Raw genomic sequence first — 12,797 nt, 5'->3', positions numbered from 1 at the left:
AATTCGCGTCTGACAAGGACAGTAGTGGAACCCGATTTGAACGCGCCACATCAACTTCGACTGGATTGCTAATGACCGACACACTGCCGCTTAAGCCGCTCGATTTGCCTGAAGGCGAATTCGCAAGTCTCGTGCCGAATGCCAGATTGCGGCAGCAGTTCCAGTTTATTCTTGAAGTCGAAAAACTGAAGCAGGTGATACGACGGACACCTCTTCTGGATGGCTCGCGGCGCGAAAATGATGCCGAGCACACCTGGGAGCTGGTGCTGATGGCGATGGTCTTGCAGGAACATGCGAATGAGAACGTTGACCCGCTGCGTGTGCTCAAGATGCTGATCATCCATGACATCGTTGAGATCGATGCAGGCGATACCTTCATCTATGACGACGCGGGAGCGCTTGATCAGGAAGAGCGCGAAATACAGGCAGCCAGCCGGATATTTGGCATTCTGCCCGACGATCAGGCGTTGGAGTTCCGCGCGTTGTGGGATGAGTTCGAGGCACGCAAAACGGCAGAAGCGCAGTTCGCCCGCGCGATGGATAGGCTACAGCCACTCCTCCATAACTTCTTCACCAGTGGCGGAACCTGGCACACGCCGGGCGTAAACGCATCAGACGTACTGGATAGAAAAGCGCCTATTTCGCAGGCATCGGACACACTTTGGGAAGCCGCTCAGCGGATAATCGCAGAAGGCGTAGAACGCGGATATCTCAGACAGGGTTGAACTAAACTTTTTAGTTTTGGCTGGATATCGCGAAGCTCTGGTTGCCTTCTCGGACGACCGGAAGGGGCTGCTACGTCCCTAATATTAGTGATTAATAATATTAGAAAGCCTCCAAATAGTTTTTATCAAAATAGGACAATATTGTTGTCCTTTTCTCTTTTCTTTTATTGCGTGAAGCGCTACTCAAGCGTTCATAAACGCCTCTTTATAGAGGGATAAAAGCAAGAAAGGTGATTTCGTGACTAGGGAAAATCTACTTGAAAGTGCGCTCGTTCGTCTTGATGAAGCCGCAAGCCATATCAATATCGATCCGGATGTTATCGAAAAGCTGAAATACGCCCGCGAAACCATGAAAGTGCGGTTGATGATCCGCATGGACGACGGCTCGCGTAAATCCTTTCTTGCATGGCGTTGCCGCTATGACGACACCCGCGGACCAACCAAGGGCGGCATCCGTTATCACCCCGAATCAACGGCTGAAGAAGTCGAAACCCTCGCTTTCTGGATGACCTTCAAATGCGCCGTCATGAACCTGCCTTACGGCGGCGGCAAGGGTGCAATCCAGGTTGATCCACGCAAGCTTTCCAAGGCTGAGCTTGAGCGTCTCTCACGCGCCTATATTCAGGCTTTCTCCGGCATTATCGGCCCGGATCGCGATATTCCAGCACCGGATGTCTATACCAATTCCATGATCATGGGCTGGATGGCAGACGAATATTCGCAGATCGTCGGCCAGTCTTCGCCTGCGGTTATCACCGGCAAGCCATTGGCGCTAGGCGGCTCGCTGGGCCGTAACGATGCAACTGCACGCGGCGGCTTCTATCTGGTTCGCCATTTGGCACACGATCTCGGCCTCGCTGCACAGCTCCGCGTCACAGTTCAGGGTTTCGGCAATGCCGGTCAGTTCTTTGCGAAACTTATGGCCAGCGACGGCCACAAGATTGTAGCCGTATCGGATTCGTCGGGCGCTGTTTATTGCGCGAATGGTCTTGATCTCGATCTGCTGCTGGCTGCAAAAGAACAGGGTAAGTCGGTTGTTTCCACCGCCGGCAACAAGGGCCATGAGGCGATCAGCGCTGATGAACTGCTTGCTGTTGATTGCGATGTTCTGGCACCAAGCGCCATGGAAAACATGATCCATGTCGACAATGCTGCATCCATCAAGAGCAAACTGATTGTTGAGCTCGCAAACGGTCCTGTGACGCCAGAAGCCGACAAAATCCTTGAGGAAAAGGGCGTTATCGTTCTGCCGGATATTCTGGCCAATGCCGGTGGCGTGACGGTTTCCTATTTTGAATGGGTTCAGAACCGCCAGGGCTATTACTGGACGCTTGAAGAAATCCATGAACGCCTGAAAACCATCATGGAACGCGAAGGCCGTGCCATCTGGAACCATGCCAAGCAGCACAAGGTTACTGTCCGCTCGGCAGCCTATGTTCATGCGCTGGAACGCCTTGCACAGGCTATCGAGGCGCACGGCACGCAAAATTATTTCTCGGCCTGATTGCGTATTTTGAAACTGCCCTCCTGTCAGATAGCTGGCAGGAGGGCATTTCATCGGCAAGCGTCTTTTGCCAGACGGCTATGGTCCCGTCCCTTAACATAACAATCGTATAATACTTGGCCGTAAGGCTCTTTGAATGACGTCTTGCCGTCCCTATATCCTGTGAAATCACGATACAGCGAGGAACGGGATGAATATCGGGCAGGCCGCCAAAGCATCGGGCATATCGGCGAAGATGATCCGCCATTATGAAACCATCGGGCTTATCGAGGCTGCCGACAGAACCAGCTCGGGCTATCGCGTCTATACGCAGAATGACGTCGAAACGCTGCGTTTCATCCGATCAAGCCGCGATCTCGGATTTCAGGTCGAACAGATCAAGGAACTGCTGGCGCTTTGGCGCGACCGCAACCGCGCGTCTGCCGATGTGAAGAAGGTCGCACTTCAGCATGTCGAAGACCTCGAAGCAAAGATGAAGCAGTTACAGAACATGGCCGAGACGCTGCGCCACCTCGCCCATAATTGCCAGGGCAATAACCGTCCCGACTGTCCGATTATTCAGGAACTGGCCACCCATAGCGTACAAAAGCCCGTGCGCCCCGCGCCTCGGAAGGGCGAGTTGCTGCACGGAAAAGTTTGAAACGCTCTTTGGACAAGAGACATATCAAAAAGGCAAAACGCCGGGAATTTCCCGGCGTTTTTGTTTGATGTGCTCTGTCGGTTTATTTTTACGCGCATCTTGTTCCGAAAACCGCTTCACACTTTTCGGGATGCGCTTTATTTCGGCAGTGTATAGGCAATCACGTAGTCGCCCGGCTTGGTGCCGACAGAACCATGACCCCCTGCAACCATCAGCACGAATTGCTGATCATCGACCGTATAAGTCATAGGTGTGGATTGCCCGCCTGCAGGAAGACGTGCTTCCCACAGAACCTCACCATTGGTGAGATTATAGGCGCGAAGATAATCATCCACCGCAGCGCCCAGGAAGGCAACGCCACCTGCCGTAATCATCGGCCCACCAATACCCGGCACACCAACCTTGAACGGCAGCGGAACCGGAGCCATGTCACGGATGGTGCCATTGCGGTGTTTGTAAACCGTCTTACCAGTTCGCAGATCAACACCGGCAACATAGCCCCATGGTGGCGACTGACACGGAATGCCGAGCGGGCTTAAGAATGGTCCCATGAAGACGCCATAAGGCGCGCCGTCATTGCGGTTCAGCCCCTGTTCGCTGCCCTTCTCGTCCTGACCTTTCGGCGGAATATCCGCACGCGGCACAAGGCGGGAAGTGAAGGCTAGATAGGTCGGCATGCCGAACATCACCTGACGCACCGGATCGACTGCTACACTGCCCCAGTTGAAGACGCCGAAGTTGCCCGGATAGACAATCGTTCCTTTGAGCGAAGGTGGCGTATAGCGCCCTTCATAGAAATGCTTGTGGAATGAGATGCGGCAGGCCAGCTGATCAAACAGTGTGACGCCCCACATGTCGCTTTCTTTAAGCGGTGGCGGGCTGAATGTCAGATCAGAGATCGGCTGTGTTGGTGATGTATGATCTTCCGGAATTGCGCCTGTCGGGGCCGCAATCTCACTGATCGGAATGATCGGCTCGCCCGTGCGGCGATCAAGCACATAGATATCACCCTGCTTGGTCGGCCCAACCAGCGCGGGAACACCGTTGATGTCAAGCAGGACCGGCTGGGCTGGAACATCCATATCCCAAAGGTCGTGATGCACTGTCTGGCGCACCCATTTGACCTGCCCCGTATTCACATCGAGTGCGACGATGGAAGAGGAATATTTTTCGACATTCTCGCTACGGCCCATACCGAGCTGATCAGGCACCTGATTGCCGAGCGGGATATAAACAAGGTTGAGCTTGTCATCAACGCTGAAGACAGACCAGCTGTTAGGCGAATTGGTCGTGTAGTGCTCACCTTCGGGCAGCGGCGTCGTAACGTCCGGATTGCCCGAATCCCAGTTCCAAAGCAGCTCACCCGTGCGGATATCGAACGCGCGGATAACACCCGACTGTTCTTCAGTCGAATAGTTGTCATTGACCGCACCGCCGACGATAATCTTGTCGCCGACGACTGCCGGTGGCGAGGTCGAGTAATAATAACCAGCCGGATTATATTTCATGCCATGGCTAAGATCGAGCGTGCCACCATTGGCAAAGTCGGTACAGATCTCGCCGGCAGCAGTATCAAGCGCGATCAGACGGGCATCCGAAGTCGGCAGATAAACGCGCTCAGAGCATTTGGCACCAGCACTCGCGGTTGAATCCTTCCAGTAGCTTACGCCACGGCAGGTCTGATGCTGACGGTCTGTGTTGAAACCAACCTTCGGGTCGAACTTCCACTTTTCCTTGCCCGTAGCCGCATCAAGCGCAATCGCCCAATTATGAGGCGTGCAAAGGAAAAGCGAGTCGCCGATTTTGAGCGGTGTCACCTGATAGGTGGTTTCACCCACATCCTGTGGCTGCTTCACATCGCCGGTCTGATATTGCCAGGCGACCTGAAGCTTGGCGACATTTTCAGGCGTTATCTGAGCAAGCGGCGAATAGCGCTGTCCGTAAGGCGTCCGCCCATATTGATGCCACTCGCCATCAGGCACATTGCCACCAAGATCAGGCGTTGCAGCGACCTTTTCCGTCGGCAGGTCGCCCTTGATGTTGGTCGGGTCCTGCGTCATCGAATAGCCCGCCACAACGAGCGCTGCGAGCGTCGCAATGGTCAATGGCAATCCCCCGCCATTAAGCGGTTTCCGGATCCATGGTGTCAGCAGCCACAGGCCAAGCAGCACAATGATGCCGCCAGTGGAACCCAGTCGCCACCAATCAAAGCTGACTTCATAAACGGCCCAGCCAAGCGTTCCGAGAATGACCAGCGCATAAATCCAGAGCGCCAGAGCATTTCGTTTGAGAAGGAAGAAGCCTGTCAGCAGAAAACCGACAGCGATGATGATGAAGGCCCAGCTGCCACCCAGCGTGGCGAGATAAATCCCGGCTACACCGAGCGCAAGACCAATCAGTATCAATACAATAGACGTAAGAGAAACAAGCAAGACATTACCCCCTTCAAGTAGTGACTGCAGTCCCGCCGTGCATGACTGTTAATCTATTGAAAGCTGCACGGATTAAACCGAATTCGAGGTATTCCTGATTTGGGTGGAAGTGTCGCAGCAAATCCTTTGCCACGCAACACCAGCTGCCTGTTCATCCACATAGGCTGTAAAATGAAAAATCCAGAGGCGCGTATCTAAAAATTCACATTAATGAATCGGCAGCCTTTACGACTGCCGATGTAACTATTCCAATATTTCTTTTATCAGCTCGCCATCGGACTCTTAAAGCCTTTCAGGCGCAGAGCATTGCTCAAGACGAAGATGCTTGAAAGCGCCATGGCGCCAGCAGCCAAAACAGGCGACAGCAACGTGCCGGTGAACGGATAAAGGATACCAGCTGCAACCGGGATCAGCGCCACATTATAGGCAAAGGCCCAGAACAGGTTTTCGCTGATATTGCGGATCGTTGCCTTCGAGATCGCAATCGCATTCACCACACCACGCAGATCACCCGACATCAGCACAACGTCTGCACTTTCAATCGCAATATCCGTGCCCGTACCAATGGCAATGCCGACATCGGCCGCAGCAAGGGCTGGCGCATCGTTGATGCCATCACCAACAAAGGCAATACGCTTGCCACCTGCCGAGAGGCGCTTCAAGGCTTCGACCTTGCCGTCAGGCAATACTTCGGCCACCACCTCATCAATGCCCAGACGCTTGGCAATGGCTTGCGCCGTGCGACGGTTGTCGCCCGTAATCATAGCCACTTTCAAACCCTGTTCATGCATCGCAGCAATGGCTGCAGGCGTGGTTTCCTTCATTGGATCGGCAACCGTGATGATCGCGGCAAGCTTGCCATCAATTGCTGCATAAAGCGGTGTCTGGCCCTCATCGCCAAGGCGACTTGCATCATCGGCAAAAACAGCCACGTCAAAGCCAAGCTTTGCCATATAACGATCAGCACCGATCACAACTTCATGACCGGCAACACTGGCTTTCAGGCCAAAGCCCGGGACAGATTCAAAGGCTGAGACATCGGCAAGCTTAAGGCCTTTTTCCTTTGCTGCGGTAACAATGGCATCAGCAATCGGATGCTCAGAACGAGCCTCAACAGCCGCAACCAGCGCCAGGGCTTCATCCTTGTCAACACCATCGACAACAGCAAAATGTGCAAGTGCAGGTTTGCCTTGAGTGAGTGTGCCGGTCTTATCGACAGCGATCACCGAGGCATCACGCAGCGTTTGCAGTGCATCGCCACGACGGAACAGCACACCGAACTCGGCTGCACGACCCGTTCCGACCATGATCGAGGTCGGCGTTGCAAGGCCCATGGCACAAGGGCATGCGATGATGACCACAGCGATGGCATTGACCAGCGCAAAGCCCATCATGCCTGTGCCGCCGATCACCAGCCAGACCACGAAGGTCAGTGCAGCAGCAGCCAGAACCGCAGGCACAAACCAGCCCGTCACCTTATCGACTTTTGCCTGAATAGGCAGCTTGTCGGCCTGTGCATCCTCGACCATGCGCACAATCTGCGAGATGACCATATCGCGGCCAACCTTGGTCGCGCGGAACGTGAAAGCGCCAGTCTTGTTGATCGTACCACCGACAACTTCTGCGCCTTCTTCCTTGGCGACAGGTACTGGCTCGCCGGTAATCATCGATTCATCCACATAGGACGAACCCTCAATCACCTCACCATCCACCGGCACCTTTTCGCCCGGACGCACCTGCACGATATCGCCGACCAGCACATCGTCGAGCGGCACATCGACCGTCTCACCATCGCGCACGACGCGCGCAGATTTTGCCTGCAAACCGACCAGACGACTGATTGCAGCCGAGGTGCGACCCTTGGCACGCGCCTCCAGATAACGACCGATCAGGATCAGCGTGACAATGACTGCCGCTGCCTCGAAGTAAACATTCACTGTGCCTTCGGGCAGAATATCAGACCAGAAGGTTGCAACGACCGAGAAGCCCCATGCAGCTGCCGTTCCGACCACCACCAGAGAATTCATGTCCGGTGTGCCACGCAGCAATGCGGGAATGCCTTTCTTGAAAAAGCGCATTCCGGGGCCGAACAGCACCAGTGTGGTGAGAACGAACTGGAAATACCAGCTGTTCTGCATTCCGATTGTGTTCATGACGAACATGTGCATAGCGGGAACGATATGCGATCCCATTTCAAGAATGAAAACCGGCAGCGTCAGAACTGCGGCAAGGATCACGTTCTTCTTCAGTTCGAGCGCTTCGGCATCGCGCTTGTCAGATTGCGTTTCCTGCTTCGCATCGCTGCGCACTTCATCAAGCGAACGAGCCTCATAGCCTGCAGTTTTGACAGCCTTGATAAGGTCGCTGAGTGGCACCTGACCCGCAAGCTCTACATGTGCACGCTCGGTCGCAAGATTGACACTGGCGCGGGTAACACCCGGAACTGCGTTCAATGCCTTTTCAACTTTGCTGACACAGGACGCACAGGTCATGCCTTCGATAGCGAGATCGGCGCTCCCGGATGGTACGTCGTAACCGGCCTTGCGGATGGCATCGATGACCGCAGGCATATCGGGGGCTGCTTTAAAAGTTACATCAGCGCGTTCGGTCGCAAGATTGACCAGAACCTTTTCAACGCCCGGCACTTTCGCAACGGCTTTCTCAATGGAAGACACACAGGACGCGCAGCTCATGCCCTCAACGGGAATGGCAAAACTTGTGTTTTCGGGTTTGACTGGCTTGTTCATGGCAATCCCTTTCAGCCCCTGTTTTGAGGAGCGATATTACGAGTTGCACAATAAATAACCCTTCCCACCGTTGGAAGGTCAAGCCTTAATATGGAATGATTTTCAGACTGCCATTTCGTTCTGTGGCTGCATCGTCGCGAGGATCGATCCGCAACGGGTCTGGATGAATTCCAGCACGTCGGCTGCAGGCATCGGGCGTCCCATGAGGAAGCCCTGCACTTCACCGAAATTCTGTTTACGCAGACATTCAAGCTGTTGTGTTGTTTCAACCCCTTCGGCGGTTGTGACAATCTTGAAGCCCGCTCCAAGCGTTGCGACAGCCTGAATAATCGCCAGATCACGGCTATCAATTTCAATGCCGGAAACGAAGCTCCGGTCAACCTTGATCTTGTCAAAAGGAAAAGAACGCAGATAGCTCAGAGACGAATAACCGGTGCCAAAATCATCCATGGCAATGCGTACACCCAATCGGCGTAACTCGAACAGCAGCTCAGTATTGTGCTTGCTGTTTTGCAGAAAGACCGATTCCGTAATTTCCAGCTCGAGACGATCCGGTGAAAGCCGCGCTGCAAGCAATGCGTCCTTCACGGAATCAAGCAGCGTGCATTGATTGAACTGGACCGGAGAAAGATTGACCGAGACCTTGATGTCGTCGGGCCATGAAGCTGCCTCCCGACATGCCTCGCCAAGAACCCAATCACCGATGGGGCCGATTAGTCCTGCCTCTTCGGCAATCGGAATAAATTCGACCGGGGAGACCATGCCCAATACGGGATGATACCAACGTAGCAAGGCTTCAAAACCGGATATACGTCCGGTTTCAAGATTGAATATCGGCTGATAATGCAACTCGAACTGCTGCGCTGCCAAAGCCAGCCGCAAGTCGGTCGTCATGGCATGACGTTTCTCAACGGCAAGGCGCAGGGAATGCTGATAAAAGCAGAAGGTACGTCTGCCATCTGCCTTGGCCGCATAAAGTGCAAGATCGACATTCCGCATCAGCACATCGGGATCGTCACCATGCATAGGCGCCTGCGCAATACCGATGCTACATGTCACAAATTCCGAGATATCGCCCAGATCGAATGGATCCTGAAATGCCGAAAGGAGACGGTCGGCAAACATGGCAATCTGTTCAACCGTATCGCAGTGATAAATGATGGCGAATTCATCGCCTCCAAGCCGCGCGATAAACTGATCACTGATGATATTCTTGAGACGAACCGCAACCTGTTGGAGAAGCAGATCACCAATCTGGTGACCGCTGCTGTCGTTGATGGTCTTGAAATGATCAATGTCGAGATAAAACAGCGCGAATGCAGGAGCGCGGTCTCTCTTTTTCAACACCCCGGCCATATGCTGCGAGAAATAGGCACGGTTAGGCAAATCCGTCAGACTGTCATGCATGGCAACATGGGCCATGCGTTCCTCAATCTGCCGCTGCTCCGTTGTATCCTCTATCAATCCAATGAGATAACGCGGCTGATCGCCCTCTATCGGAGGGATCGAGCGTTTTATAATCCGCATCCGGCGCGGCTTACCATCCGCGCAACGGATATCGCGTTCAACCGTCAATACATTGCCGCGGCGCATGGCCCGACGATCCTGCTGGGTCAGAAGCTTTGCTTCCTCAATCGGAAAGATTTCTGCGTCAATCGAACCGATAACTCGATCAATATCGTGCCCGCTGATGCTGGACGCCGCCTGATTGTAGAGGAGGTAACGCCCCTGATCCTTCATGTCCTTGACGAACACGCCAAGCGGCAAATTATTGATGAGACTGTCGAGCAGGGACTGCACATGATTTGCCTGCCGGTTAGCTTCTTCCAGCTCGGTAATATCCTGCACAATTGCCAGGATCGCCTGCTTTCCATCAAAAATAACCTGACGCCCGTAAGTCAGAACATCAATGGTCTGGCCGTTGGCTTTCAAATGCTGCCAGCGCTCGGGGCGTTCCAGATCACTCCTGTCGCGCACTGCGGCAAACATTCTGTCACGTTCGGTCTGTGGGCGGATGTCCAGCACCGTCATGCCGGGTATTTCGTCAACGGAATAACCATAGAGCCCATGGGCCGCTTCATTCATGACAATGAAATGCAGCGTTTCAGGATCATAGACCCACATCGGCGTCGGATGGGTTGTAAAAAGAACGCGGAAATCTTCTTCGGAGGTGCGCGCCATGGCACCATCCGAGCGAGCCTGACCGGCTTCCCGCTTCCTCATCATTGTCCCCTCATCAGACTAATCCTGACTGGATGTTCTCTGTTCTCGTGTCTGGAGAATCAGACCAAACTGTCTGTAGCAGGACGAAACAATCCCGTGGATAGCTTATTGCGTATAATTTTAACAAATTATATACAAATTATAGGAATCGCTAAATTAGCACCTGTGATTTTGAATTTTTGAGAGCTTTGCTCTGTCTCTTGACCGGCCTGCCGTTCCGGCCTATGCCTTAAAGCGCAAAATTCGTTGGGGTGCCTTCGAAGCAATATCAGGAAAAGTGCTTAGCGGTTTTCCGTCCGATGTTGCGACACAAAAGGCTGAGAGACGCTGATCGCGTTAACCCATTGAACCTGATCCGGGTAATACCTGCGTAGGGAACGGAGTTTGACGCGTCGCGACCGAGGGAGTTCCCTCATCGGAGTTCAAGCTCCAAACAGGTTCATGACGTCTCATTTTTCCGTTCGGAATGAGAGACGTCATGATGGACCAAAAAAACAGTTTCTCCCGAACTACACCAAACAGCAGTGCGGCATCCGTGCCCATATGCGTGACTATTGCGGGCTCTGACAGCAGCGGAGGCGCGGGCATTCAGGCCGATCTGAAAACATTCTCGGCACTCGGCGTCTATGGCGCCAGCGTCATTGCCGCTATCACGGTGCAGAATACACGTGCTGTAACAGCGGTGCATGATGTGCCACCGGAAATTGTCGCCGGACAAATCGATGCGGTTTTCAGCGATCTCAATGTCGCTGCGGTAAAGATTGGCATGGTTTCGGTTCCTAAGACAATTCAGGCAGTCGCGCGAAGCCTCGAGCATTTTTCCGGCCCTATCGTTCTTGATCCGGTGATGATCGCCAAATCAGGTGATCGCTTGTTGAGTGAAGATGCTATTTCGATCCTGCGCGAAAAGCTGATCCCGCTTGCAGCCATTTTAACCCCCAACAGACCGGAAGCTGCCTGCCTTCTCGATGGACCAATGGCAAGCAATGAAGACGAGGCAGAGGAACAGGGCCGTGCTTTGCTAAAGCTTGGCGCCAAAGCCGTCTTGATGAAAGGCGGACATGCGGAAGGCGCAATCTGTACGGACCTTTTGATCCGCAGTGACCAGCCAACGATCCGGCTTGAAGCACCGCGCATCTACACGCAAAACACGCATGGAACGGGTTGTACGCTATCTTCCGCAATTACAGCCGGACTTGGTAAGTATCTCCCTATTGAGCAAGCACTCCGCGAGGCCCACGCCTATCTGCAAGGCGCGATCCAGAACGCAGACAAGCTTAAAGTCGGCAGCGGGCATGGTCCTGTGCATCACTTCCATAATTTGTGGGAGACAGTCTGATGCGTGTGACCATCATTGGCGCAGGTGTTGCTGGCCTTGCCTGCGCTACAGAATTCAGCGATCAGGGACATGCAGTCACTGTCATTGCCAAAAGCACTGAGATCGGCTCCGACAGCTGCTCCTGGTTTGCCGGTGGAATGCTCGCCCCATGGTGCGAAGGCGAAAGTGCGGAAGAACCAGTCGTGCGGCTTGGGAAGCAAGCAATTGACTGGTGGGAACGGCATGTTTCAACCGTTCGCCGCAAGGGAACGCTCGTCATATCCCACACACGCGATGCGACCGAACTTCGCCGCTTTGCCCGTCGGACGGAGGCCTTTGATACCATTGATCAGGAACAGATCGAGGCGCTGGAACCGGACCTCGCAGGCCGTTTCCGGCAGGGGCTCTTCTTTGCTGAAGAAGGCCACCTCAACCCACGCAACACGCTGATTGAACTTGCCGAGAATCTTCAGAAAAAAGGCGTGGTATTTCATCTGGGACAGGATGCGAAAGACGTAAAGATCGACACCGATATCACCGTCGATGCGCGTGGTCTTGCGGCGCGTGATCAGTTGCAGGATCTGCGCGGCGTGAAGGGCGAAATGCTTATTGTTCGCTCCCGCGACATCAATCTTTCGCGCCCTGTGCGCCTACTGCATCCACGCATTCCGCTTTATATCGTGCCGCGTGGCGACGGCATCCACATGATCGGCGCAACCATGATCGAAAGCGATGAGCGGGGCGGCATCAGCATCCGCTCGACGCTGGAAATGCTGAGCGCCGCCTATGCGCTGCATCCGGCATTTGGCGAGGCGGAAATTCTCGAAACCGGTGTCGATGCCCGCCCGGCCTTCCCCAACAATCTGCCGCGTGTGCGCAAACGTGGCCAAACCATCTATGTCAATGGGCTTTATCGGCACGGCTTTCTGCTCTCGCCTGCGGTCGCACGCATGGCGGTTGCGGCTGCAACTGAAGCCGAACATAGGCCTGAATTTTTAGAGGAACTGGCATGACCATCGTTTTAAACGGCGCGGTCTTTGAAACCACGAGCACCAATCTTTCAGCCCTGCTTGCAGAAATCGAACTTGATGAAGCGGTGGTGGCAACCGCGCTCAATGGCGAATTCATCCCAGGCGACGAACGCGAAGCCACCCTGATCGGTGAAGGCGACCGCATCGAAGTGCTTGCACCCATGCAGGGAGGCTAAG

At 54.1% G+C, this 12,797-nt stretch carries 9 protein-coding genes and 1 riboswitch; of the genes, 6 read left to right on the top strand and 3 right to left on the bottom strand.

From position 1 onward, the window contains the following. The first annotated feature begins 71 nt into the window (after positions 1-71). The 3 genes from C9380_RS02025 to cueR all read left to right on the top strand — a co-directional run bounded on the left by C9380_RS02025 (position 72) and on the right by cueR (position 2,869). Positions 72-725: an HD domain-containing protein gene (locus C9380_RS02025; RefSeq protein WP_210249748.1), complete on the top strand. Its 654-nt coding sequence runs from the start codon at positions 72-74 to the stop codon at positions 723-725. A gap of 238 nt (positions 726-963) precedes the next feature. Further along, positions 964-2,229, top strand: coding sequence for a Glu/Leu/Phe/Val family dehydrogenase (locus C9380_RS02020; protein WP_024898108.1), 1,266 nt, complete (start codon positions 964-966; stop codon positions 2,227-2,229). A gap of 190 nt (positions 2,230-2,419) precedes the next feature. Continuing rightward, complete coding sequence (cueR, locus tag C9380_RS02015) at positions 2,420-2,869, top strand: Cu(I)-responsive transcriptional regulator (protein ID WP_024898109.1); 450 nt, start codon at positions 2,420-2,422, stop codon at positions 2,867-2,869. Between the two features lie 137 nt (positions 2,870-3,006). On the opposite strand, the gene C9380_RS02010 is transcribed toward cueR, so the two are convergent. The 3 genes from C9380_RS02010 to C9380_RS02000 form a co-directional block, all read right to left on the bottom strand. Then, the gene (locus C9380_RS02010; RefSeq protein ID WP_128092887.1) at positions 3,007-5,301 is read right to left on the bottom strand and encodes a glucose/quinate/shikimate family membrane-bound PQQ-dependent dehydrogenase; all 2,295 of its coding nucleotides are present in this window, start codon (positions 5,299-5,301) and stop codon (positions 3,007-3,009) included. Between the two features lie 263 nt (positions 5,302-5,564). Then, a complete protein-coding gene (locus C9380_RS02005; RefSeq protein ID WP_128092886.1) occupies positions 5,565-8,048 on the bottom strand; it encodes a heavy metal translocating P-type ATPase in 2,484 nt (827 codons plus the stop codon). A 102-nt stretch (positions 8,049-8,150) separates the two neighbouring features. Next, positions 8,151-10,271, bottom strand: a complete 2,121-nt coding sequence (locus tag C9380_RS02000) for a putative bifunctional diguanylate cyclase/phosphodiesterase (protein WP_128093618.1) — start codon at positions 10,269-10,271, stop codon at positions 8,151-8,153. 237 nt (positions 10,272-10,508) lie between these two features. Then, positions 10,509-10,665: riboswitch (TPP riboswitch) on the top strand. Between the two features lie 87 nt (positions 10,666-10,752). Between C9380_RS02000 and thiD the strand changes: the two genes are divergently transcribed. From thiD to thiS, 3 genes are read left to right on the top strand one after another with little or no spacing between them, the layout of a single operon-like run. Continuing rightward, a complete protein-coding gene (gene thiD / locus C9380_RS01995; protein WP_128093617.1) occupies positions 10,753-11,610 on the top strand; it encodes a bifunctional hydroxymethylpyrimidine kinase/phosphomethylpyrimidine kinase in 858 nt (285 codons plus the stop codon). After that, positions 11,610-12,602 (top strand): glycine oxidase ThiO, encoded by a 993-nt coding sequence (gene thiO / locus C9380_RS01990; protein WP_128092885.1) that lies wholly within the window; start codon positions 11,610-11,612, stop codon positions 12,600-12,602. Before thiD ends, thiO begins: the two co-directional genes overlap by 1 nt. Beyond that, positions 12,599-12,796 (top strand): sulfur carrier protein ThiS, encoded by a 198-nt coding sequence (thiS, locus tag C9380_RS01985; RefSeq protein WP_024898115.1) that lies wholly within the window; start codon positions 12,599-12,601, stop codon positions 12,794-12,796. The genes thiO and thiS overlap by 4 nt, the downstream gene beginning before the upstream one ends. Position 12,797: the final 1 nt, after the last annotated feature.

The organism is Brucella pituitosa, from assembly GCF_003049685.1.
In the GTDB taxonomy this organism is placed as follows: Bacteria; Pseudomonadota; Alphaproteobacteria; order Rhizobiales; family Rhizobiaceae; genus Brucella; species Brucella pituitosa.
Note: the sequence above shows the minus strand (reverse complement) of the source record. Positions and strands in the feature narration are given on the sequence as shown.